Source organism: Larkinella ripae, from assembly GCF_054780775.1.
Genome location: NZ_BAAGVR010000022.1, coordinates 288,519 through 310,691 on the forward strand (window position 1 = coordinate 288,519; position 22,173 = coordinate 310,691).

22 protein-coding genes are annotated in these 22,173 nt (G+C 54.6%); 8 read left to right on the forward strand and 14 right to left on the reverse strand.

Annotation, left to right across the window (positions count from 1 at the left end; genetic code table 11):
* Positions 1-150: 150 nt before the first annotated feature.
* Entirely contained in the window at positions 151-780 is a 630-nt protein-coding gene (locus tag ACYVHX_RS14020; protein WP_460672279.1) for a LolA family protein, read from the forward strand.
* A 7-nt stretch (positions 781-787) separates the two neighbouring features.
* On the opposite strand, the gene ACYVHX_RS14025 is transcribed toward ACYVHX_RS14020, so the two are convergent.
* The 3 genes from ACYVHX_RS14025 to bshA all read right to left on the reverse strand — a co-directional run bounded on the left by ACYVHX_RS14025 (position 788) and on the right by bshA (position 4,218).
* A complete protein-coding gene (locus ACYVHX_RS14025; protein WP_460672280.1) occupies positions 788-2,161 on the reverse strand; it encodes a DUF418 domain-containing protein in 1,374 nt (457 codons plus the stop codon).
* Positions 2,162-2,328: 167 nt separating this feature from the next.
* Positions 2,329-3,018 (reverse strand): phosphoribosylformylglycinamidine synthase subunit PurQ, encoded by a 690-nt coding sequence (gene purQ / locus ACYVHX_RS14030; RefSeq protein ID WP_460672281.1) that lies wholly within the window; start codon positions 3,016-3,018, stop codon positions 2,329-2,331.
* Between the two features lie 63 nt (positions 3,019-3,081).
* On the reverse strand, positions 3,082-4,218 hold the full coding sequence (gene bshA / locus ACYVHX_RS14035; RefSeq protein WP_460672282.1) for an N-acetyl-alpha-D-glucosaminyl L-malate synthase BshA: 1,137 nt from the start codon (positions 4,216-4,218) through the stop codon (positions 3,082-3,084).
* A gap of 215 nt (positions 4,219-4,433) precedes the next feature.
* On the opposite strand from bshA, the gene ACYVHX_RS14040 reads away from it, so the two are divergent.
* Entirely contained in the window at positions 4,434-5,333 is a 900-nt protein-coding gene (locus ACYVHX_RS14040; RefSeq protein WP_460672950.1) for a geranylgeranylglycerol-phosphate geranylgeranyltransferase, read from the forward strand.
* Between the two features lie 77 nt (positions 5,334-5,410).
* Entirely contained in the window at positions 5,411-6,109 is a 699-nt protein-coding gene (locus ACYVHX_RS14045; RefSeq protein ID WP_460672283.1) for a TapB family protein, read from the forward strand.
* 11 nt (positions 6,110-6,120) lie between these two features.
* On the opposite strand, the gene ACYVHX_RS14050 is transcribed toward ACYVHX_RS14045, so the two are convergent.
* The 7 genes from ACYVHX_RS14050 to ACYVHX_RS14080 form a co-directional block, all read right to left on the reverse strand.
* Entirely contained in the window at positions 6,121-6,561 is a 441-nt protein-coding gene (locus ACYVHX_RS14050) for a hypothetical protein (protein WP_460672284.1), read from the reverse strand.
* A gap of 154 nt (positions 6,562-6,715) precedes the next feature.
* A complete protein-coding gene (locus tag ACYVHX_RS14055) occupies positions 6,716-7,618 on the reverse strand; it encodes an SDR family oxidoreductase (protein ID WP_460672285.1) in 903 nt (300 codons plus the stop codon).
* Positions 7,619-7,637: 19 nt separating this feature from the next.
* On the reverse strand, positions 7,638-8,405 hold the full coding sequence (locus ACYVHX_RS14060; protein WP_460672286.1) for a peptidylprolyl isomerase: 768 nt from the start codon (positions 8,403-8,405) through the stop codon (positions 7,638-7,640).
* 15 nt (positions 8,406-8,420) lie between these two features.
* Positions 8,421-8,864 (reverse strand): GNAT family N-acetyltransferase, encoded by a 444-nt coding sequence (locus ACYVHX_RS14065; RefSeq protein WP_460672287.1) that lies wholly within the window; start codon positions 8,862-8,864, stop codon positions 8,421-8,423.
* A gap of 33 nt (positions 8,865-8,897) precedes the next feature.
* A complete protein-coding gene (gene hemC / locus ACYVHX_RS14070) occupies positions 8,898-9,821 on the reverse strand; it encodes a hydroxymethylbilane synthase (protein ID WP_460672288.1) in 924 nt (307 codons plus the stop codon).
* A 3-nt stretch (positions 9,822-9,824) separates the two neighbouring features.
* Positions 9,825-10,970 carry a DNA polymerase III subunit gene (locus ACYVHX_RS14075; RefSeq protein WP_460672289.1) on the reverse strand — a complete coding sequence of 382 codons (1,146 nt, stop codon included), beginning with the start codon at positions 10,968-10,970 and terminating at the stop codon, positions 9,825-9,827.
* A 66-nt stretch (positions 10,971-11,036) separates the two neighbouring features.
* Entirely contained in the window at positions 11,037-12,257 is a 1,221-nt protein-coding gene (locus tag ACYVHX_RS14080) for a putative sugar nucleotidyl transferase (protein ID WP_460672290.1), read from the reverse strand.
* Positions 12,258-12,415: 158 nt separating this feature from the next.
* Here ACYVHX_RS14080 and ACYVHX_RS14085 point away from each other — a divergent pair, with 158 nt between their 5' ends.
* The 3 genes from ACYVHX_RS14085 (at position 12,416) to nagA (ending at position 14,938) form a co-directional block, all read left to right on the forward strand.
* Positions 12,416-12,964 (forward strand): hypothetical protein, encoded by a 549-nt coding sequence (locus tag ACYVHX_RS14085; RefSeq protein ID WP_460672291.1) that lies wholly within the window; start codon positions 12,416-12,418, stop codon positions 12,962-12,964.
* A gap of 64 nt (positions 12,965-13,028) precedes the next feature.
* The gene (locus ACYVHX_RS14090) at positions 13,029-13,784 is read left to right on the forward strand and encodes a shikimate dehydrogenase family protein (protein ID WP_460672292.1); all 756 of its coding nucleotides are present in this window, start codon (positions 13,029-13,031) and stop codon (positions 13,782-13,784) included.
* An 11-nt stretch (positions 13,785-13,795) separates the two neighbouring features.
* Positions 13,796-14,938 (forward strand): N-acetylglucosamine-6-phosphate deacetylase, encoded by a 1,143-nt coding sequence (nagA, locus tag ACYVHX_RS14095; RefSeq protein ID WP_460672293.1) that lies wholly within the window; start codon positions 13,796-13,798, stop codon positions 14,936-14,938.
* Positions 14,939-14,986: 48 nt separating this feature from the next.
* Here nagA and ribD read toward each other — a convergent pair whose 3' ends face one another.
* Entirely contained in the window at positions 14,987-15,997 is a 1,011-nt protein-coding gene (ribD, locus tag ACYVHX_RS14100; protein WP_460672951.1) for a bifunctional diaminohydroxyphosphoribosylaminopyrimidine deaminase/5-amino-6-(5-phosphoribosylamino)uracil reductase RibD, read from the reverse strand.
* Between the two features lie 123 nt (positions 15,998-16,120).
* On the opposite strand from ribD, the gene prmC reads away from it, so the two are divergent.
* Both prmC and ACYVHX_RS14110 read left to right on the forward strand, forming a co-directional pair.
* Complete coding sequence (gene prmC / locus ACYVHX_RS14105) at positions 16,121-16,966, forward strand: peptide chain release factor N(5)-glutamine methyltransferase (protein ID WP_460672294.1); 846 nt, start codon at positions 16,121-16,123, stop codon at positions 16,964-16,966.
* A gap of 90 nt (positions 16,967-17,056) precedes the next feature.
* The gene (locus tag ACYVHX_RS14110; RefSeq protein ID WP_460672295.1) at positions 17,057-18,028 is read left to right on the forward strand and encodes an AAA family ATPase; all 972 of its coding nucleotides are present in this window, start codon (positions 17,057-17,059) and stop codon (positions 18,026-18,028) included.
* 11 nt (positions 18,029-18,039) lie between these two features.
* Here the strand turns inward: ACYVHX_RS14110 and ACYVHX_RS14115 are convergent, their stop codons facing one another.
* The 3 genes from ACYVHX_RS14115 to ACYVHX_RS14125 form a co-directional block, all read right to left on the reverse strand.
* Positions 18,040-19,518 carry a GDSL-type esterase/lipase family protein gene (locus ACYVHX_RS14115; RefSeq protein ID WP_460672296.1) on the reverse strand — a complete coding sequence of 493 codons (1,479 nt, stop codon included), beginning with the start codon at positions 19,516-19,518 and terminating at the stop codon, positions 18,040-18,042.
* 108 nt (positions 19,519-19,626) lie between these two features.
* Positions 19,627-21,132: an MBOAT family O-acyltransferase gene (locus ACYVHX_RS14120; RefSeq protein ID WP_460672297.1), complete on the reverse strand. Its 1,506-nt coding sequence runs from the start codon at positions 21,130-21,132 to the stop codon at positions 19,627-19,629.
* A gap of 70 nt (positions 21,133-21,202) precedes the next feature.
* Positions 21,203-22,150, reverse strand: coding sequence for a glycosyltransferase family 2 protein (locus ACYVHX_RS14125; RefSeq protein ID WP_460672298.1), 948 nt, complete (start codon positions 22,148-22,150; stop codon positions 21,203-21,205).
* Positions 22,151-22,173 lie beyond the last annotated feature (23 nt).

Sequence of the window (22,173 nt, forward strand, 5' to 3'; positions counted from 1 at the left end):
GCCGGCCCTCTCCTTTTTCCTTTTTTCCTTTCCTCCTCTCCTTCCTTTCTTTAAACTTTTTCCTGTAAATCTTGTCTACCTAGGAAACCGTCAGCAACTTTGCGGGCGGTTTTCGAGATTGCAATCCAGGATTCTATAAAAGACGAACACATGAAAAAATTAGCCTTGTTATGGGCATTGGTTGTGGGATTCACACTCCCGTCGGTAGCGCAGAAAGACAAAAAAGCGTCGGAGGTTCTGGACGCCATGAGTAAAAAATACCAGGCGTTGAACTCCTACAAAGCCGCGTTTAGCTACGCGGGCGAGGGCGGCAACTACAAAGGCGATCTGACGGTGAAAAAAAACGCGTTCCGGCTGAAACTGGCAGGTCAGGAGGTTTTTACCGACGGCAAAACCATGTCCACCTACATCAAGGAAACCAACGAGGTTAACGTGCAGGATTACGACGCCAGCGGTGGGGGGGATTTCAACCCGACCAAAATTTACTCGATCTACAAACAGGGCTATAATTACAAGTACATCGGCGAACAGAAACAGGGTGGTCAGCCCGTTGAAGTGGTGGAACTAACCCCGGAGAAGAAAAACACGCAGATTACGAAAGTACAGATTTCGGTCAACAAGAAAGACAAATCGGTAAAAGGCTGGAAACTGACCGACAAAAGCGGCAAAGTCACCAGCTATTCGATTGACAAGTTTGCCCCGAATGTCGCGGTTGCGGACAACTTTTTCGTCTTCGACAAAAGCAAGTACCCCGGTGTCGAGGTTGTCGATCTGCGGTAAATCAGCCTCAGACCCGGGCCGCGGGAAACACGGTTTCCGGGCTGGACCGCGGGAGTAAGAAGGGCTGCCGTTTCCAGTAGGTCAGCGAACGCCAGGCCCATTCCAGCGGTCCAAAATAAAAAAACCGCAACCACAACGGGCTGGCAATCAACTGAAAAATCCAGACGCCAGCCACGACGTAAAAGAGCTGGTAATAGGCTAGTTTGCCGAAGTAGCCCAAACCGTATCCAAAAAAGATAAAGGTACAAATGAGCGTTTGCAGCACGTAATTGGTAAACGCCATTTGCCCGACGGCCCCCAGCGCCTTCATGAGTCCGCCCAGCCAGCCGGATTGATAAATAAGCATAATCAACCCGACATGCCCCAGCGCCACCGTCACCCGGCGAATGTCGTAGGTGGTGCGAATCAGGCTAAAGGCATGGCTGTCAACGTACTGCGCGAAATCAGCGTGTATTTCCAGTTGCAGGTGATGAGCCAGCCAGCCGAGCGGGAAGCCAATCCCGTAGCCAACCAGCAGCAAGGCCAGATAGCCGCGTCGCCGGAGCCGTCCGGTAAAAACCCCCAATTTATACAGCGCCATGCCCAGCAGCATCATGCCAATGGCATCCCAGAAGTAAAAATTGTACATCACCCGCGACTGAATCTCGTTATTAATGGGCTGAAAGTGAGACCAGACCGTTGAATAACCGGAACGCACGTTTTCAACCTCCTCGTCAATTTTTTTCTGATCCGGTTTGGTGTTTTTAAGCAGCGTTTCCCAGGCTTCCTTGTCGGCTTTTTGCTCGTCGGTCAGTTTCCTGTTCTGTTTTTCCAGCGCTACGGTTTTCAGGTAGGCCGTCCGTTTGGTCTTCGTCTCCTGAAACCGCAGGCTGCTTTTAACGATCAGCACGCCGAAACAAACCAGACTGGCCAGCATCAGGTATCGGGGAGCCAGCTTCCGAAACGGAAACAGAAATAAACCGCACACCCCGTAGGCATACAGAATATCGCCGGCCCAGAGCAGGACATACGCATCGACCACGCCGAACAGAATCATCCACAAAATCCGGCGGTAGTAAATATCGGCCACCGACAACCCAGCCGAATGTTCTTTCCGGGTGGTCAGCAGGATGACGCCCGCGCCGAAAAGCATGGAAAACAAAGCGCGCATTTTGCCCGAAAAAGCAATGTCGATTACCTGGTGCGTGATGAAATTGGTGTCGCCGGGATGATCAAATTTCAGAGAAGGCAAAATGCCTTCCGGCAGCCCGAAATACGGAATGTTCATCATCAGGATGCCCAGCAGGGCCATTCCGCGAATGACGTCAATGGAGCGAATCCGCTCGGTATGCGAAACCGGACGCAAGGTGTCAGTTGAAGCGATTGGCTCAGGAGCTTCCATAACCGGCGGAATTTAATGACGTTCGTACTCCTGAAAATAGCGAACGTTTTCCGGGAAAGCCAATGACGGATTGGGGGATTTTAGGATTCGGTAAACCGGCGGATGTTCTTAAAAAGCAAAAAGTCGGCCACGGGCCGACTTTTTGCCTGCTCTATGACTGTCAGTTCTCAGACCAAAACCGCGTTCAGCAGCTGCTCCAGAATCAGGCGTCCGTCGGTGTTGCCCAGCATCGGATCGGCGGCCCGTTCGGGGTGTGGCATCATGGCAAACACGTTTTTGCGTTCGTTCGAGACACCCGCGATGTTGTCCAGGCTGCCGTTCGGGTTGGCTTCGTCGATGATGTTTCCGGCTTCGTCGCAATACCGGAACAGGATCTGATCGTTGTCGTTCAGGCGCTGAAGGGTATCAGCATCGGCAAAATACCGGCCTTCGCCGTGGGCGATGGGGATTTTGTAAGCTCTATCGTCCAGTTCCGCCGTCACCAGCGCGCTTTTCGACTGCGGACGGAGGTAGATGTTTTTACACGTGTATTTCTGGCTCGTATTCCGCAGCAGCACACCGGGCACCAGCCGCGCTTCGGCCAGAATCTGGAAACCGTTGCAGATGCCCATCAGGTAACCGCCCCGTTCAGCGTGTTTGATCACCTCGTTCATGATGGGCGAAAACCGGGCCACCGCCCCCGTCCGCAGGTAATCACCGTAGGAAAAACCGCCCGGCAGAATAAGAAAATCACAGCCTTGCAGGTCGTGATCTTTGTGCCAGAGTTTAACAACGTCCTGCTTCAGTTGATCGCGCAGCGCGTGCACCGCGTCGTCGTCGCAATTGGAACCGGGAAATACTACTACGCCGAATTTCATAAGTCCTTTATTTACGCACAAAGTTAATACTTATCGGGCAGAAAGTCGGTAAAAAATACGGTTTCAAACCAGGGCCCGGCTTTCCTGCACCACTTTTTCGTAATAGGCTTCGTAGCGCGGCAGAATGCGCGAAATCTCAAACTCCTTGGCCCGTTCCAGCGCGTTGTGTTTAAAAGTCGGCAGGTTTTCGTCGTCCAGTATGAACAGGGCGTTTTTCACCATATCGTCAATATCGCCCACGTTGCTCAGAAAACCGGTTACGCCCTGCACGTTCAATTCGGGCAAACCGCCCGCGTTGGACGTAATCAGCGGCACTTCGCAGGCCAGGGCTTCCAGAGCCGCCAGTCCGAAACTTTCGTTTTCCGACGGCATCAGAAACAGATCGGCCACCGACAGCACTTCCTCGACGGCATCGAGTTTGCCCAAAAACCGCACATCCTGGTAAATGCCCATATCGCGGCACAATTTCTCGATGCGCACCCGCTCCGGTCCGTCGCCTGACAACAGTAACTTACTGGGAATCTGCTGGTTGATCTTATGGAAAACCTGCACCACATCGTCGATGCGTTTCACCCGCCGGAAGTTCGACGTATGCACGATCAGCTTCTCGCCGTTCGGGCAGATCGCCATCTTGAAATGCTCTTTCTTCTGCCGCTTGAACCGCTCCAGGTCAATGAAATTCGGAATCACCTCAATTTCCCGGCGGATCGCAAACTGATCGAGGGTCTCCTGCCGCAGTTGTTCCGAAACCGCCGTGACGCCGTCCGACTCGTTGATGCTGAACGTGACGACCGGTTCGTAGGAAGCATCCTTGCCCACCAGCGTAATGTCGGTTCCGTGCAGCGTGGTGACAAACGGCACGTTGCGACCCTGCGCCCGCAGGATCATCTTGGCCATGTAAGCCGCCGATGCGTGCGGAATGGCGTAGTGAACGTGGAGCAGATCCAGCTTTTCATACTGCACCACATTAACAATGGCGCTGGAAAGTGCTGATTCATAGGGCGGAAACTGAAACAGCGGGTAGGTCGGTATATTTACTTCATGGTAAAAAACATTCTCGTTGAAAAAATCCAGCCGGGGCGGTTGCTGATAGGTGATAAAATGAACCTTGTGACCCGCTTTGGCCAGGGCTTTGCCCAGTTCAGTCGCCACAACGCCACTTCCCCCGAAGGTCGGGTAACATACGATGCCAATTTTCATAAAGTAGTTAAGTGCTTGAACGACTGAAGAATTGGCGCCCCTGCGTGCCACACTGCCGTGCCGGTTTTTCAGGTGCCTGCTTCTGCCATCACTTCACATAACACGAATTGGCGTCCATTGTGTTCACGGTTTCGATGGGGCGGAGAAAGATTTTCAGGCCACCGCAGTTTCGGCCCGAAAACCGTATCTTTGACCTCCTGAATTCCTGTCTGGTCATGACCCCAAAAGTCCGGAGCAAAGCGACCCGCGCGACGACTCCGCCCTTTTACGTATTCGTACTGGGATTTCTGCGGTTGATCCGGGTGCAAAACCTGCTGATCATCGTGGGAACGCAGTATTTTGCCCGCGTGACGCTCATCGGCCCGCGCGACAACTGGACCAGCCTCTTGCTGGACCCCAAACTTTTTTTGCTTTCCCTTTCAACGATTTGCATTGCCGCTGCCGGTTACATCATCAACGATTATTTTGACATCAAGATCGACATTGTCAATAAACCGGAACGGGTCATCATTGGGCGGTATTTGAAGCGGCAGATTGCGATGGGTGCCCACCAGGCCCTTAATCTGCTGGGTGTCGTGATCGGTCTGTACCTGAGCAAATGGGTGTTTGTCGTGAATGTGCTGTCGGCCACGCTGCTCTGGTTTTACTCCTCGACCTTCAAGCGGCAGCCGTTTATCGGCAATTTTGTCGTGGCCTTTCTAACGGCGCTGGCACTGATCCTCCTGGCGGTTTATTACCGGCAACAAGTTGATTTACTGCTCATTTACGCCCTTTTCTCGTTTGTCATTACGCTGGTTCGGGAAATCATCAAAGACATGGAGGATGTGAAAGGCGACGCGCGGTTTGGCTGCCGGACGCTGCCCATCATCTGGGGTCTCCGCCGAACCAAGCAGGTGCTCTATGGCATCATTGCAACCTTCATTCTTTCGTTGTTTTTCATTGCGCACTCGCTGCAAAACCCGCAATTGTTCTGGATTTTCGTCATCCTGCTGATCCCTATTGCGTGGCTGGTCTACCGGCTGGTCAAAGCCGACACCAAACGCGACTTTTCTTACCTGAGTTCGCTCTGCAAACTAATCATGCTGATTGGGGTCGTTAGTATGGCCTGGGTCTGATATCCGTTCACTCAACCATCTGCTTACTTTTCGTAAATTCTCCGTACTTTTTGGGACGATAACCCTTTTTCCGGTTCATGAAAACACTTTTTCTTCTGTTCGTCATCGGTGTAACCTCGTTAACGGCTTCGGCTCAGGACTGTCTGAGCATGAAATTCAAACCGGGGGCCAGTTACGAAATGCAATCGTTCAGCCCCAAAGACAAGCTCGTTAACCGGCTGGTTTACACCATCAAAGATGCCAAAACCGAGGGCGGTTCTACGCGGATCAGCGTTACGATGCAATCGTTCGATGAAAAAGACAAACCGGCTCCCGAAATGGCCGTTACCTACACCTGTACGGGCTCCGAACTGATCGCCGATCTGTCGGGCATGATCATGGCGACCAACGACGCTATGAAAGACATGGAGGTTCGGGTAAAAGAAAACAAGCTGATTTACCCCAAGCAACTGGGCGCCGGCAACAAACTACCCGATGGCGAACTGACCGCCGAAATGTACAACAAAGGCAGCAAAATGATGGACATGAATCTCAACATCGTCAACCGGCTGGTCGACGGCAAAGAGAGTCTGACCACACCCGCCGGGACATTCGATGTATACAAAATCAGCTCGGAAGTTAACATGACCAACCGGGCAATGGGCATTCCGATTCGGGCCACGTTCCGCTCCGTCAGCTACCGGACCAATGAGGTGCTGTTCGACATCAAAACCGAAACGTACAACAAAAATGGGAAGCTGAAAGGGTATACGGTTTTGAGCAAACTAAGTAACTGAGCGGTTTTCGGTTAGATGGGCTTTTTCGCCAGCAATTTGCTGATGGCGGTGCCGTTGACGGAAATAATCTCTTTGGAATCAATGGCCGACTCCAGGTCAATGGCCCGGAAATTCACGCTAATCCCGCCTTTGGGCTTGACCAGCGCGACGAATCGCTTATCGGTACCCGACTCCACTTCGCGAAACTCTTTGATGGTGGCGTATTTATACGCATACCCTTCTTCGAGGTGGGAAGCTTCGGCTTTCTGGCCAAATTTGTCGAACGATGTGTAAATTGACTGATACCCGCCCGACGGTAAACCGCCTGCCCCAAATCGAATACTGTCACCGACTTTCAGCACAAGACCGCGTTTTGTCGTCACCGGTCCGTTAACTTTCTTTCCGGATGCGGGCAATTGTGCCAGACTAGTCAGCGAGAGGCAGGTAAAAACAAAAAACAGGGTCCATTTCATACGGTTCAGGATTTAATCGGTTTACGGTTTTCAGTTTACGGTATACGGTTTTGGGTGTACGGTTTTCGGCGGCCCACCGGGCATCCTGGTTGCAGCATGCGCCAGCCTACCGAAACGTCGGCCCGGCGAAACCGGAAAACCGTATACCGTAACGTTATCCAATCTGTCCGGCCAGAACCGCAATGCCTTCTTCAAAGCTTTTTGGTTCGTAGCCCAGCACCCGACGCGGTTTATCCAGCACAAAACCGGTGCGGGGTGGCCGCCGGGCCGGTTGCGAAAAAGTCGATGAGTCGGCCTGCGAAATGAGCGACTGATCCAGTTGAAAATAGGTGGCGGTTTTGATCGCCATTTCGTAGGGCGTCAGAAAGTCTTTGCCGGAAATGTTAAAAATGCCTTCCGCTTTCTGGTCGGCAATCAGCCAGCAGCCCAGCGCCAGGTCTTCGGCCAGCGTCGGCGTCCGCCATTGGTCGGTCACCACTTTGATCGTTTTGCCGTCTTCCAGCGATTTTTTCACCCAGAGAATGATGTTGGTCCGGCTCATGTCGTGGGCAATGCCGTAGACCAGCACCGTCCGGGCAATGGCCCACGGAATGCCCGAATGGATAACGGCTTTTTCGGCGGCATATTTGCTCCAGCCGTAAAAACTGATTGGGTTGGCTTCGGCGTCTTCATCGTAGGGCCCGGCGGAGCCGTCGAAAATAAAATCCGTCGAAACGTGCGCCAGAAAGGCGTTCGTGGCCCGGCACGCTTCAATCAGGTATTCCACCGCCAACACGTTTTGCGCCCAACAGGCTTCTTTTTCGGCTTCACACTGATCCACGTTGGTCATGGCCGCCGTGTGAATCACCACATCCGGCTGGGTCGTTCCCACCACCTCCAGCACCTGCTGCCGGTTCGTAATGTCCATCGACTGGTAGGTGTAGCTTTCCGACGCCGGCAGCCGGTTGGCGCCCCGCGCCGTGGCAATGAGTTCAACGTTTGGCTGCTGGCCCAATAAATCGACCAGTTTCTGCCCGAGCAGGCCGTTGGAACCGGTAATAAGAATGCGTTTTTTCATAAAGTTGAAAGCGGGACTGTCATGGCTTCGGGTAGGCATACCCAAACTGTTTCGTAATTTTTTTCTTTTTCATCCACTCGCCCGAAACCGTCATTTTCAGGTCTTTATTCGGGCGGTTGAGCGGATTGGCGGGCTGTCTGGCCACACTGTCGACCACGGCCAGACCGTCGATGATTTCACCAAAAACCGTATAGTTTCCGTCCAGGTGCGGGGTTCCGCCCAGGGTTTGGTAGACCTGTTTTTGCGCGTCGGTCGGCTGGCGACCTTTCATCTGGGCAATGCGTTCGGTTTGCTTCTGAAAGTCCTCTTCGTTCCAGACCCGGCCCTGAACGACATAAAACTGGCAACCGCTCGACGCTTTTTCGGGGTTGTTGTCGCGGGCAGCCGCCAGCGCCCCTTTCTTGTGAAATAACTCCGGAACGAACTCCGCCGGAACCGTGTAGCCGACATCGCCGTTGCCCAGCATCTGTTCCGCTTTGGCCGTCCGCGATTCCGGATCACCGCCCTGAATCATGAAGTTCTGAATGATCCGGTGAAACAGCAGGCCGTCGTAAAATTTATCCTGCGTCAGTTTGATAAAATTCGCCTTGTGTTTGGGGGTCTGATCGTACAGAATCAGCCGCATCGGACCAAAATCGGTGTTGATGGTCACCAGAAAATCTTTGCGTTTAGGCGGTTTTTTAGCCCAACCCGGCCCGGTCACCAAAACAACAAGCAGCAAAACGGATGCCTGTCGTATGAACTGACCCGCCGTTGAAACCAGAGAAATTCTCTTTTTTTTCTGCATTCGGTTTTTCTTTACTTACAATTTCAACGCAAAATGGTGGCTGACGATGTTAAACCGCTTGTTCAAATACAGGCGGTGAGCGTCGTACCGCTGCGGATTATGGCCGGAATCAAGCGTGACGACCGAACAACCGGCTTTCCGCGCTTCGGCAATCACAAAATCCACCAGCTGTCCCGCGTAGCCTTTCCCCCGCTGATCGGGCAGGGTCGATAAGTCGTCGATATACAGCGTTTTGCCGCTGAACAACAGGTTCATATACCGGTAGCCGATGGCCGCCGGTGCTGCGGTTTCCGCCGAATCCGGATCGGAATGGTCGATGTAGGCCACTACGTACCGGTCTTCATTCTGTAAGAGCAAAATTTGTTCCAGGGCCTGCACTTCGGTCAGGTGGGGCCGCAACGTAATGAGCGCCGGAAGACAACGCCGGACCTCGGCTTCCGTTTGGGCAATCTTAACCATAGTCGGATCGTGGGTGGACCTTTTGCCAACAAGTTACAAGTTTTGGCGAACCACCCGCAAAATTTCGTCGCCCCCTTTGGCTAAAATGCTTTCCGCCAGCGCATGACCCAGTGGCTCGGCTTCGTGGGCCGGCCCAGTAAACTGGTCGCGCAGCAACTCCGCACCGTCCAGACTCACCACGCCCCCCGTCAGACTCAGTTCGTCGTTTTGCCAGGTCGCCAGCCCAAAAACCGGGATGCTGCACCCGCCTTCCAACCGGCGTAAAAACGCCCGTTCCGCTTTCAGGCAGGCTTCCGTCGTTTCGTGATTCGTCACCCGGCGGATGAGGTTTAGTTTATCAATCGCCAGTGTGGATGCGGCTTCGATGGCCACGCTCCCCTGCCCCACGGCGGGGGTGAAATCCTGCATCGGCAGGTGTTCGGCAATCAGTCCGTCGTATTCCATCCGGTGCACGCCCGCGTAGGCCAGCAGCAACGCATCGCACTGGCCTTCTTCCAGCTTGCGCAGCCGGGTCTGGAGGTTGCCCCGCATATCGACGGTTTTGATGTGCGGACAAAAATGCTTCAACATCGCCACCCGGCGCGTCGACGACGTACCGACCACAAATTCGCGGCCACTCGTCAGCGACAGGCTCTTGTCGTGGCTCACCAGCACATCATTGGCGCGCTCCCGTTCCGTGAAGGCAATGATGGCCAGATCAGGCGGCAACGACGATTGCAAGTCTTTGGCGCTGTGCACGGCAATGTCGATGCTACCGGCGCGGAGCTGATCTTCAAGTTCCTGCGTAAAAACGCCTTTGCTGCCAATTTTCGCCAGCGAACGATCCAGAATCTGATCGCCTTTGGTTTCGATGAGGACCAGTTCCGACTCCACCCCGGCGGTTTTCAGTAAATCCTGAATGTAATACGCCTGCCAAAGCGCCAGCCGGCTGCTGCGTGTTCCAATTGTAATTTTCATACCCTATTTCCCGTTGCGGATCAAGCTGCTGAAGGTCAGCGACAAATCCATCATCACCATCTTGGCCCGCACGTTTCGTTCAATGTGAAAAACCGCTTCGTTCAGGCCGCCCACCATGCGTTCGAGGTGGTCGGATTCGAGCACTTTGCCAAAATTTTCCACAAACGTACGTTCTTCGTCGGGGAGTCGCAACAACTCGTTGACGCCGTGTTTCCATAAAAACAAATCCCGGCACAGGCTCAGGCTGTAGTCCAGCAACATCCGCTGCTTTTCTTTGCCCAGCGCATCGAACTGGTCGGCCTGCTTAACGAGCGCGATCAAATCCTGCCGGTAACAAAACCGCATCCATTCGGCAAACCAGCCGTGCCGGTCGGCGCCGGGTTCGGTCTCGTTCCGCTCCGGTTCTTCCTCCGATAGCCGGATGGCTTCCGACAGGTTGCCGTCGGCCAGGTAGGCCAGCTGCCGGGCGCGCTTTTCGGCAATGTTCAGGTGCTGGCGCAGGTGCGTCGCCACTTCTTCGTCCGTAAACGCCTGCACGGCCACTCGCTGCGTACGCGACAGAATGGTAATCAGCAACTTATCGGCCTGATTGGTCACTAGCAGAAAAAGCGTACGGGCGGGCGGTTCTTCCAGCAATTTCAACAGGGCGTTGGCCGTCGCGGTGTGCAGGTTTTCGGCGCACCAGATCAGCACCAATTTGTATTCGCCTTCGTAGGCTTTCAGCGACAGTTTCCCGACCAGCTCGCGGGCTTCCTCCACCGGAATATTGCCCTGTTTGATCCCGACAGCCGCCAGCCATTCGTCGAGCACCCGGTACGGATGTTGAAGCACAAATTTGCGGAAATCCGCCATCAGCGTTTCGCTCGTCACTTTGCTGCCCGCCACCGGAAAAATAATCGACAGATCCGGGTGCACCAGTTTCTGCATTTTGGTGCAGGACGCACAGCGCCCGCAGGAATCGCCCAGGCCCCCGGGTTGCTCCTGCCGGTTTTCGCAGTTGATGTAGGCGGCAAAGGCCAGCGCCAGCGCCAGATTCGCGCTGCCCGGCGGGCCGTCAAAAAGCTGGGCGTGGGCCAGGTGGTTGGTCTGTACGGCCCGAATCAACGCCCGCTTCGTATCGTCGTGTCCGATAATTTCGCTGAATTGCATAGTGGAAGGAGGCAAGAAGGAGCGGAAATCAGGAAAATGCGTTTTCTCCTCCTCCTTTCCCCGCGTTTAATCTCCGATATTCCGTTCGTCCTCTTCTCCTTTACGCTCTTTTTCGATCCGGTGTACTTCCCGCAGAATGGCCTCTGTGGTTTCGTCAAAAGCAATACCGCGCCGGCTCACGGTTTCACGGACAACCGCTAACGCTTTTTCAAACCGGTAATCCGTCAGTCCTTCCGCTCCCCCACCCCACGAAAACGACGGGATGTGTTTCGGTTGAAAACCGGCTCCGAAAACGTTGACATTGACCCCGACTACCGTGCCGGTATTGAACATCGTACTGATGCCCGCTTTGGTGTAGTCGCCCATCATCAGTCCGCAGAACAAGCGTTCGATGTTTTCGAACTGGCGGGTTGCGTAACTGTACAGTTTCACGTTTGAGTAATCGTTCTTCAGGTTGGAATTGTTGGTGTTCGCGCCCAGGTTACACCATTCGCCAATCACCGAATTGCCCAGAAAACCGTCGTGCCCCTTGTTGCTGTACCCGAAAAAAACCGAGTTTCCCACTTCGCCACCCACTTTGCTGTAGGGGCCAATGGTGGTGTTGCTCCGCATTTTGCCCCCCCAGTTGACGGTGGCATGGTCGCAGAGAGCAAACGGCCCTACCATCACCGTTCCTTCCTGAATCAAGGCATTTTTGCCGATGTAAATCGGGCCGCTTTCGGCATTCAGAACGGCCGCCCGAATCACGGCGCCTTCTTCCACAAAAATACTCTCGGGTGCATAACAGCGCGTGTGCGGATCGGTGATCGGTTGCGAGGTCCGGCCCGCCGTCAGGCGTTCGAAATCCCGGCGAATCTGATCGCCGTTCTGCGCAAAGATATCCGGCAGGCTTCGAATGATCGTCAGCGGTTTTTCGAACACCTGAATCGTGGCGGCATCCTCAACCGTTGGGGTCTTTTCCAGCGGTTTTTCGGGACGCAGCGCCAGCAGCAAACCGTCGGGGGTCACCAGGCCGCCACCGGGCGGCAAACCATCCAGTGCATCAAGTAGCGGTTTGGTCGGGCAAACCGCACCGTTCACGAAAAAACTGCCGGGAATTGCCCGGTTCGGGTATTTTATTTGCAGGTAGGGCTCCGTCCAGAACGAAGGGGTTGTCGGCCGGCCAAGCGCCCATTTTTCCGTGATAGTGCAGATACCGACCCGAATTTCACTCACCGGCCGGGTAAAGGTGAAAGGCAACAAAGCCGTCCGAATGGTCGGGTCGTCAAAGAGAACCAGGTTGTGCATACGTTACTGAACAGTCTGGTTGCAAATATCCGAGATTAATTGCGAAAGTAAGAATCCGGCTTTTAGCAAATAAGTTAATTTTTTCGGGAGCCATTTAAACCCTTAGCGTGTCTAAATGGTCCCTGTAAACAGAACTTCAAATTACCTGCCATACCGAGATGAAAAATATTCTTATACTGGCTTTGATTGGTTTTTTGCTGAATTGTGACAATAAAAAGATGGGCGTTCCCAAACTGCCGGGCTGTGGCAATTTCATGGCCCTGAAAAACAATCAGGAGTGGTCGGCAGCCCCAACGGCAACGTTTTCACATCGCGACAGCATCAATATCATGGTCGAAGAATGTGGGACATTTCGCACGGCGGGCGAAGTTGACTGGCTCAGTATCAATCAGATACCGACCAAACCGGGTACGTATCCCCTGCGTCCCATTCGGTGGGACGTCCTGAACGGCACTCCGCTTTCGGCCTGGGTCTACACCCGCATCGGCGACAACGCCACCGGCGATCGGTACAATTTATACGGGTCGAAGAAGGAGAAAAATGAAATCACGATCGATGCGTACAACGCGACGACCCGCCAGGTGGAAGGCCATCTGAACGCTACGTTTGTGATCGATCCCGAAAGCGACCTGCCCGGCCGCTCGCGCCCCGACACCATCCGGATTCGCGATGCCCTCTTTTCCGTCGCCGTCAAGGGTGCAATTTAATCGGTTTTCCTGCCTGAATTAGGGGTTTTGGTCGTAGCTTTGAGCTTTCGATTCAACCCTTTGTATGCGACGCTACGGCCTGATTGGGTATCCGCTCACCCACTCGTTTTCTCAACGATATTTTACGGAAAAATTTGGGCTGGAAGGCATTCTAAACAGCCGCTACGACCTGTTCGAACTGCCTGATCTGGCGGCTTTTCCGCAGTTGATCGCGTCGACGCCCGATCTGGTCGGCCTGAACGTGACGATTCCGCACAAACAGGCCATCCTTCCTTTTCTGGATGAGCTGGATCCGGCTTCGGCCGGGCGCGTTGGCGCGGTCAATACCATCCGGTTGCTGCCCGACGGCCGAAAAATTGGCTACAATACCGATTATTACGGATTTCGGCTGTCGCTGGAAACATGGCTCACCTCTCTGGCTATTGAGCCGGCCACGCTTCAGGCGCTGGTGCTGGGCAACGGGGGCGCAGCCAAAGCGGTGGTGGCGGCTCTGAACGACCTGCAAATCCGGCAGCGGCTGATCTCCCGCCAGCAAACCGCCGAAGCACTGGCGTACGAAGCGGTGACGCCGGAAATTCTGGACGAATACCGCCTGATTATCAACACCTCGCCGGTTGGAATGTACCCGAATGTCGATGACAGCCCGGCCCTCCCGTACGGCATGTTGTCCGCCCGGCATTTGTTGTATGACCTGGTTTACAACCCCGTCGAAACCCGGTTTTTACAGAAAGGGCGGGAACAGGGCGCGGCCACGCACAACGGTTTGCCGATGCTGCACCTGCAGGCCGAAAAAGCCTGGGAAATCTGGAATCAAGGCTAAAAAAGCGGTTTATGCAGGACTTTTCCCTGACCAATGCCACGGTTTTTACCGGAACAGCCGTGCTGTCGGGGGCATCGGTGCGGGTTGCCAACGGGTTGATTCAGGAAGTGACTGCCGCCCAACCGACTGATTCCGACAGCATTGATGTAGAGGGTCAGTGGCTGGTGCCCGGTTTTGTCGATCTGCAAGTATACGGCGGTTCTGGAGTATGCCTGAATCAGGCCCCCACCGCCGAAACGGTCGCGCATATCTACGAAACGCACCTTCCAGCCGGCACAACCTCGGTGCTGCCCACCTTGTTTTCGACCTCGCGGGAAGTGATTTTACAAGCCATCGCAGCCATTCGGGCCGTCCGCCAGACCAATCCGAACGGCATCCTGGGTCTGCACGTCGAGGGGCCGTATGTCAACCCCGAAAAACGGGGGGTCCACAGTTTGGCGTACGTTCGGAAACCCGCGGAAGCCGAATTGAACGAACTGATTGCAGAGGGCCATGATACCGTTCGGATGCTGACCATAGCGCCCGAAATCTTTACCGGTCAGCAACTTACCCACCTGGTGAGCCAAACCGCCAGCTCGTCTCTCCAGCTGTCGCTGGGCCACAGCAATGCGACGTACCGGGAAGCCATTCAGGCGTTTAACACGGGTATACCGCTGGCAACGCATTTGTATAATGCCATGCGTCCGCTGGAAAGCCGGGAACCGGGCGTGGTGGGGGCGGTTTTTGACCATCCGGCGGTTCGGGCGAGCATCGTCGCCGACGGTTTTCACTGCAACTGGGCCGCCATCCGGATTGCCCGGCGCTTGCTGGGCGACCGCCTGTTTCTGATCTCGGACGCGATGTTCGCCAATCCACCCCAGCCCACGGCTGTTCTCGACGATCTGCAAATCACGTACGAAAACGGGCGCTACACCAATCAGGAAGGCAAGCTGGCCGGTTCGTCGATAACCTTGCTGGACGCGGTCCGCAACTGCATCCGGCACGTCGGTCTGGAGCCCGCCGAGGTGTTTCGGATGGCATCAACCGTTCCGGCCGAAATCGCCGGATTCGGCGCTACCATCGGAAAAATTGCACCCGGTTTTGTCGCTAACCTGGCTGTGTTGAACGCAGATCTGGCGGTTTCGAAAGTCATTTCGAACGGAAAACTGTTGTAAATCCGCCAGGTTTTAAAAACCGGACCGGTTTGCCGGGCCGGGCTCACCTTAGTTTCGATACGTCATCAGCCAGTCGTCGCCAATCCGCTCGGACTCCATCAGCCGCCCGCGAATTTTCGGGGCCGCCAGCCCTTCCCCCAGCACGTTCCGGCTTTTAAACACCCGAATCTCATCCCAAAGCCCCCGGGCCAGCAAACTTTCCAGCAAAACCGCCCCACCTTCCGCCACCACCGATTGAATTTTCCGCTCGTATAAATCAGCGAAAAGCTGCTCCAGAAAGTCCGCATCCGGATTCAATGCAACCGACGTGATCAGGCCGGATTTTTCAACCTTCGGAGGCACCGTCGAATACACCAGCGTCGGCTGCGAACCGTCGAACAAGTGCAGCGAGGGCGGTAAGGTCAGGTGCTTATCAATCACAATCCGGACGGGATTCCGCCCGCTCCACAGCCGGACGTTCAACTGCGGGTTATCGTACCGGGCGGTGTTCGTGCCAATCAGAAAAGCGTCTTCTTCCGTCCGCCAGTGGTGCACCAACTGCCGCGACAACAGCCCGCTGATGGGAATCGGGCGCAAATTACCCGGCGCCATAAAACCGTCGGCGGTTTCGGCCCATTTCAGAATCAGGTACGGCCGTTGCCGTTCGATAAAGGTGAAAAACCGCCGGTTCAAGTCCCGCCCTTCTGCCGCCAGCAAGCCGGTTTCCACCGCAATGCCAGCCGCCCGCAGTTTGGCCAGGCCCTGACCCGCCACCAGCGGATTCGGGTCGTCGTTGCAAACGATAACCTTTCTGACCTTTTTTTCAATTAACAAATCGGCACAGGGGGGCGTTTTTCCAAAATGCGAACAGGGTTCCAGCGTGACATACACCGTCGATTCGGGCAGCAGGGATTCGTCCGCCACCGACCGCACGGCATTCACCTCGGCGTGGGGACCGCCGTATTGCCGGTGCCAGCCCTCGCCGATGATCCGCTGATTGTGCACAATCACGCAGCCCACCATCGGATTCGGACTGACGTGCCCCCGCCCCAAACGAGCCAGTTGGAGGGCGCGGGCCATAAACAAAAAGTCGTCGTTCAACGGTTTTCAGGAACAGGTTGTGAATACCGGAAGTAAAGAAATCAGTAAAATCCGTAAAATCTGTCTTCCGAACGGTTAGATTTACGCAAATTTTATGTCCGCATGAGTACAGCCAAGTCATTATTTGATTCGCTGGTGGGTCAATTGGAGGGCTACCGCCCGGAAGAAGCCCGCGCGATTGTGTTTTTATTGCTGGAACATTACCTGCTGCTTCGCCGAACCGACGTCGTGGCCGGTAAACCCATTCCGACCAATCCACCCCAACCCGATTGGAACGAACTGATCCGGCGGCTCAACAACCACGAACCGGTTCAGCACCTGATTGGCACAACGGAGTTTTGCGGACTGGAGTTTCAGGTCTCGCCGGCGGTGTTGATCCCGCGTCCCGAAACCGAAGAACTCATCCGGCTGATTGTCCGGGATTACGCCGAAACCACCGGGCAACTCACGATCATCGACCTCGGAACCGGCAGTGGCTGCATCGCCGTCACGCTGGCCCGGTTTCTGCCCCAGGCATCCGTGTCGGGCTGGGATTTGTCGGCGGAAGCGCTGGAAGTGGCCCAGTTGAATGCCCGGACGCTGCTGGCCGAAGTGGAATTTGAACAGCGGGACATTCTGAACGTGGGTGACGAAAAGCGCCGGTTTGAGTGTGTGGTCAGCAATCCGCCGTACGTAACTCTGTCGGAAGCGGAACACATGGAAGCGAATGTGTTGCGGTATGAGCCGCACCTGGCGTTATTTGTTGAAGACCAGGACCCGTTGCTGTTCTACAAAGCCGTCGCCGACTTCGGGCGTCAGCACCTGAACCCGGGCGGAGCCTGCTACGTGGAAATTAACGAGCGGTTTGGGCCCCAGACCCAGCAGGTCTTTGAAGAGCGTGGCTACCATCATGTGCAGATATTCAAGGACATTCACGGAAAAGAGCGATTTGTAAAAGCGGTTAAATAAATACAATGATGGATTATGAAGGATGGACGATGAAGGGGCTTGCGCTCGTTATGATTCTTCGTTCATCAATTATAACCCATCATTCCGACTATGACTTCCGATAGTACCTATCATACCAAAATCCGTCAGGTTTTCGACGAGATGAGCAAGGTCGTTGTGGGGCAGCAGCCGCTGCTCAACCGCTTGCTGATCGGCTTGTTTACCGGTGGCCATATTTTGCTGGAAGGCGTGCCCGGTCTGGCCAAAACCCTGACGATCAATACTCTGGCTAAGGCTTTACAACTGGATTTTCAGCGCATTCAGTTTACCCCGGATTTGTTACCGGCCGATCTGGTGGGCACCATGATTTTCAACCAGAAATCGGGTGATTTTGAAGTGAAGCAGGGGCCCGTGTTTGCCAACCTGATTCTGGCCGACGAAGTAAACCGCTCCCCGGCCAAAGTGCAGTCGGCCCTGCTGGAAGCCATGCAGGAGAAGCAGGTGACCATCGGCGAAGAAACCTTCGTGCTCGACAAACCCTTTCTGGTGCTGGCCACGCAGAACCCGGTGGAGCAGGAAGGCACTTACCCGCTGCCGGAAGCCCAGATCGACCGGTTTATGATGAAGGTTTTCGTAGGCTACCTGTCGAAAGACGAAGAACTGGAGGTGATGCGCCGGATGGCAAACCTCAATTTTGACTACGAAGTGCAGCCTGTTCTGGATAAGGAAGACATTTTCGCGATCAAGAACGAAATCAACAAAATCACCATTTCGGAAACGCTCGAACGCTACATCATCGAACTGGTGTTTGCCACCCGCCGACCGCTCGATTATAACCTCCGCGACGAAGCCCGGTACATTCAGTATGGTGTGTCGCCCCGCGCCAGCATCCACCTCAACCGGGCCGCCAAAGCCCTCGCCTATTTCGATCAGCGCGATTATGTGCTGCCCGAAGACATCAAGGAAGTAGCGCCCGACGTGTTCAATCACCGCCTTTTGCTCAATTACGAAGCCGAAGCCGACGGCGTGACGACCCTGCAGATCATCGATTCGATCCTGCGGAAAGTAGCGATTGGGCGGTAACCCATACCAGCTTACGGTTTTCTCAGCACCGCCTTCCGGATCGCTTCACCCCAGAAAAGGCCCAGTGTGGCCGAGCCTTTTTTGTTCGGGTGCAGATAAAACGTCCCCTGCTGGCCGGTTTCGTGCTGAAAATCCGTCAGGTAATGCGTTTTGAAGTAGTTAAAGCCCTGCGTATCCCCAACCCGGACCTGCCCCGGATGCGTCGCTTCGTAACTCGCCACCAGCGCGTCGATCTGCGGGAAATAGCTTTGCAAACGGTCCAGCCCCTCCTGTAAATATTTCGAGCGGTTGTAGGTCGTCGGACTGTACCAGATCGGGTGATGAATCACCAGCCTGCAACCCGGATAATCGGTCAGCAGCCGGTCGGCGATGGTTTTCAGGTTGGCGCGGTACGCTTCCGGGGCAACCGGCGACCCGTTGGGCCCCTGAATGGCGCTGTCGTTGGTGCCCAGTACGATGGAAAATACCAACTGCCCGGCCCGGTTTTTGAACACGTCGGCGGCCTGGGCCACTTTCGGAAATGCTTTGTTGGTTGCGGGCAGAAAATCGACCGTGGTGTAACCGCCCACACCCTGGTTGGAAAACGCAACGGAATCAGCCTCAGCCTGTTGCCGCAGATACGCCGTTGCCAGAACCGGCGGTGCTTCCGTCTGCCTATCCTGCAGACCCGCCCCCGCCGTGATGCTGTTTCCGATGAAAACAAGGTTCAGCGTTTGCCGAAGGGATGGAACCGTGTCGGATGCCGTAAAAATTCCCGCAGCCACTCGTTTCCGGTATAGAGCAGCGGGGTCGGGTTTCGTTCTCGCCCGCTCCTGCTGGTCCAGCGCGGCCGTAATGACCGGTATCCAAAGCTGCTGGCCGTCGCGGTTCAGGTGCAAACCGTCGGCCAAAAAGAGCTGATCCCGGTTTTTCCCGTCCGTCAGCGGAACAACGTCAATGTAGTACAACCCGTCTACTTTCCCGGCTAGCGCCTTGATTTGCTGGTTAAACCGATCGACCGGTTTTCGGAATTTTTGCCGGGCCGGGGAGTGCCGGTTGGAAACAAAATATACTTCCGCCAGCGGATTTTCCTTCCAGACGCGGGCCAGAAAGGTTTTGAAATTTTTGACGACGGTTTCGGGCTCGTCACCGCTGGCCAGGTCGTTACCCCCGCAGGAAAACACGATGCGGGCCGGATGATGCGGCAGAAGGATCCGATCCATAACGCGCAGCACATCCGGAATGGTGGCCCCGCCAAAGCCCCGGTTAACGGGGTTAAACCGGCTGAAATCCGCTTCCAGGGTTTGTCCCCAAAGTCGCCAGGTGGAGCTTCCCACGAAAAAAGTCGAGCCCGGAACGGGCGGATCGGTGACGGACTTGTCTTCGTAGGCGTTGATTTCCGATTCAAAGCGGGCTTCCTGCGCCCACAGCGGCCGGGCCAACGCAATCGTCAGCAGGAAAAAGAAGTGAAAAAAGCGGGGAACATTACGGCCGGGGCGGTTTTTCTTCATGACGGTCACCAGTGCATTCTGACCGGAAAGTCGCCGGATTCCGGTTCTTACTCGTTGCGTTAGCCAGCCAGACGCCCGTCCCCTTTTGCTGACTGAATCAAAAACGATCTAAAACTGAAAATAAATGAACTGGTTCGACGTGAAAATGCCAAACAGGTACGAGAGGAAGCAGATCAGCGGAAACAGGATAAAAAACAAAACCGTATTGCGCGTCGGAATGGTCAGGTAGAATTTTTCTTTCACCGCCAAAACCGCCACCAGCAACACACAAAACCACAGCTCAGCCGTATTAAAGGGGGTGTTGAGCGGGCCGTCGAAGGGCGTCAGGATGATTTTACCCAGAATGTGAAAGGCATTTTCGACCGGCGCCTTGTGGTTCCGGAAAAACACCCACGTCAGCATCACCAGCACAAACGTCAGCATCAGTTGCAGCAACTGATACGCCTTGTTCTCCTCCGGAAATTTGATGCCCCAGTGCGTAAACGCTTTGTCGCGCCAGCCCGCCATGAGTTGATAGGCGCCGTGCAAACCGCCCCAGATGACGTAATTCCAGCTGGCGCCGTGCCACAACCCACTGATTAGAAACACGATGAATACGTTTAGATACCGCCTTGACGGGCTGACCCGGTTTCCGCCCAGCGGAATGTACAGGTAGTCGCGAAACCAGGTGGAAAGTGAAATGTGCCAGCGTCGCCAGAATTCAACAATCGAGCGCGCGAAGTAGGGCGTTTTGAAGTTGTCCATCAGCGTGAAGCCCATCGTGCGGGCCGACCCGATGGCGATATCCGAATAGCCCGAAAAATCGCAGTATATCTGGATGCTGAAGGCCAGAGTAGCGACGAGCAGGGTCAGTCCGCTGTGTTGCGTCGGATCTTTGTAGGCATGGCCCACAATTTCGGCCATTCGGTCGGCAATGACCACTTTCTTGAAAAAACCGAATGCCATCTGCATCAAACCGGCTTTCAGGTTTTCGAAATTGAAGTGAAAATGGGTATGAAACTGGTGCAGCACGTTCTGCGGGCGCTCAATCGGACCGGCCACCAATTGGGGGTAAAACATGACGTACAGCGCGTAAATCCCGAAATGGCGCTCGGCTTTCTGGTTGCCCCGGTACACTTCGATGGTGTAGCTCATGGCCTGAAACGTGTGGAACGACAAGCCGATGGGCAGAATATCCAGTTTGTCAACCATCTGGAACGACGTGGCGGTGGGTTGCCCGAAAAACGCCAGGACTTTGTTCAACACCCGAACATCCAGCGAATTGATTCGTTGCGCAATACCGTTCAGATTGACCTGTTCGAGGAGCCCGACGATGCTTTCGTTGAAAAATCCAAAATACTTGAAGAACGCCAGAATCCCGATATTGGAAAGCAAACTAACCACCAGCAGCCATTTTCGCGACGAACCGGGTTGGGTTCGCTCCAGCCAGATCCCGGCGTAGTAGTCGATCACGATGGTCAGAAACAGGATCAGGATATACGCCGGTTTGAAGACCATGTAGAAATAACAACTGGCCAGCAACAGCAACACCCATCGACCCCGCCACGGCAAACTGTAGTACGCCAGCGTGACAACGACAAAAAACAATAAAAACTGGAGCGAATTAAATAGCATTCTGGTCTGAAAATGGAGAAGCGAGAGAAAAGAAATGGATTCCGAAGGTTTTCTTTCCGCCCTGATCCTCCTATTGCATTCGTTCTTTTTTACGGATGGTTTCCCGGACGATGTACAGCGGGCGCCCTTTGCTCTGGAAGAAAATCCGGAGCACATATTCGCCGATCAATCCCAGACTGATCAACTGAATACCGCCGAAAAGAATGATGGTGAACAACAAGGCGGTGAAGCCCTGCGGAACGCCCCCGAAGAAATATTTTTTGATCAGCGTCTGAATAAAATACAAAATGGCCACGCCAATGGAAAGCATGCCCAGATTGGTCACGAACTTGATCGGAAATTCGCTGAAGTTGAAAATGCCGTTGTAGGCCAGCCGACGCAGCATTTTAAACGTGTATTTGGCTTCACCGGCCACGCGGGCGTCGCGTTCGTATTCCACCCCGATTTGGTTGAACCCGATCCAGCTTCGCATCCCGCGAATAAACCGGCTTTCTTCCGGCATCTGGTTCAGCACGTTGGCTACCCGGCGGCTGATCAGCGAAAAATCACCACTATCGAGCGGAATATCGACGTACGAAATGGATTTCATAAACCGGTAGAACAGGAAATAGGCGGTTTTCTTGAAAAAGCCTTCTTTCCGTTTTTTCCGAACGGCGTACACAACGTCGTACCCTTCCTGGAATTTGGCGTAGAATTCAGTCAGCAATTCGGGCGGGTCCTGCAGGTCGCCGTCGATGATAAACAGCGCTTCGGTGCCTTTGGCGGCCGCCATACCGGCGGTCAGCGCAATCTGGTGGCCGTAGTTGCGGGCCAGAAACACACAATGGTAGCGCTCATCGGTCAGGGCCAGTTGCTGCATCAGTTGCGCCGTGTTGTCGCGGCTGCCGTCGTCGATCAGGACAACTTCAATCGACAGCGGTGACTGATCCATCAGCGCATTAAGCCGGGCAACGAGGTGTGGAAACGATTCCCGTTCGTTATACAGCGGAGCGACAATCGAAATCTGTGGTTCAGACAAAGTGTATACAAGTTGATTGGGAT

What these genes read in the sequence shown, in the direction of transcription:
- ACYVHX_RS14020 (WP_460672279.1), top strand. Translation starts at nt 151, where the DNA reads ATGAAAAAATTAGCCTTGTTATGGGCATTGGTTGTGGGATTCACACTC.
- ACYVHX_RS14025 (WP_460672280.1), bottom strand. Translation starts at nt 2,161, where the DNA reads ATGGAAGCTCCTGAGCCAATCGCTTCAACTGACACCTTGCGTCCGGTT.
- purQ (WP_460672281.1), bottom strand. Translation starts at nt 3,018, where the DNA reads ATGAAATTCGGCGTAGTAGTATTTCCCGGTTCCAATTGCGACGACGAC.
- bshA (WP_460672282.1), bottom strand. Translation starts at nt 4,218, where the DNA reads ATGAAAATTGGCATCGTATGTTACCCGACCTTCGGGGGAAGTGGCGTT.
- ACYVHX_RS14040 (WP_460672950.1), top strand. Translation starts at nt 4,434, where the DNA reads ATGACCCCAAAAGTCCGGAGCAAAGCGACCCGCGCGACGACTCCGCCC.
- ACYVHX_RS14045 (WP_460672283.1), top strand. Translation starts at nt 5,411, where the DNA reads ATGAAAACACTTTTTCTTCTGTTCGTCATCGGTGTAACCTCGTTAACG.
- ACYVHX_RS14050 (WP_460672284.1), bottom strand. Translation starts at nt 6,561, where the DNA reads ATGAAATGGACCCTGTTTTTTGTTTTTACCTGCCTCTCGCTGACTAGT.
- ACYVHX_RS14055 (WP_460672285.1), bottom strand. Translation starts at nt 7,618, where the DNA reads ATGAAAAAACGCATTCTTATTACCGGTTCCAACGGCCTGCTCGGGCAG.
- ACYVHX_RS14060 (WP_460672286.1), bottom strand. Translation starts at nt 8,405, where the DNA reads ATGCAGAAAAAAAAGAGAATTTCTCTGGTTTCAACGGCGGGTCAGTTC.
- ACYVHX_RS14065 (WP_460672287.1), bottom strand. Translation starts at nt 8,864, where the DNA reads ATGGTTAAGATTGCCCAAACGGAAGCCGAGGTCCGGCGTTGTCTTCCG.
- hemC (WP_460672288.1), bottom strand. Translation starts at nt 9,821, where the DNA reads ATGAAAATTACAATTGGAACACGCAGCAGCCGGCTGGCGCTTTGGCAG.
- ACYVHX_RS14075 (WP_460672289.1), bottom strand. Translation starts at nt 10,970, where the DNA reads ATGCAATTCAGCGAAATTATCGGACACGACGATACGAAGCGGGCGTTG.
- ACYVHX_RS14080 (WP_460672290.1), bottom strand. Translation starts at nt 12,257, where the DNA reads ATGCACAACCTGGTTCTCTTTGACGACCCGACCATTCGGACGGCTTTG.
- ACYVHX_RS14085 (WP_460672291.1), top strand. Translation starts at nt 12,416, where the DNA reads ATGAAAAATATTCTTATACTGGCTTTGATTGGTTTTTTGCTGAATTGT.
- ACYVHX_RS14090 (WP_460672292.1), top strand. Translation starts at nt 13,029, where the DNA reads ATGCGACGCTACGGCCTGATTGGGTATCCGCTCACCCACTCGTTTTCT.
- nagA (WP_460672293.1), top strand. Translation starts at nt 13,796, where the DNA reads ATGCAGGACTTTTCCCTGACCAATGCCACGGTTTTTACCGGAACAGCC.
- ribD (WP_460672951.1), bottom strand. Translation starts at nt 15,997, where the DNA reads ATGGCCCGCGCCCTCCAACTGGCTCGTTTGGGGCGGGGGCACGTCAGT.
- prmC (WP_460672294.1), top strand. Translation starts at nt 16,121, where the DNA reads ATGAGTACAGCCAAGTCATTATTTGATTCGCTGGTGGGTCAATTGGAG.
- ACYVHX_RS14110 (WP_460672295.1), top strand. Translation starts at nt 17,057, where the DNA reads ATGACTTCCGATAGTACCTATCATACCAAAATCCGTCAGGTTTTCGAC.
- ACYVHX_RS14115 (WP_460672296.1), bottom strand. Translation starts at nt 19,518, where the DNA reads ATGAAGAAAAACCGCCCCGGCCGTAATGTTCCCCGCTTTTTTCACTTC.
- ACYVHX_RS14120 (WP_460672297.1), bottom strand. Translation starts at nt 21,132, where the DNA reads ATGCTATTTAATTCGCTCCAGTTTTTATTGTTTTTTGTCGTTGTCACG.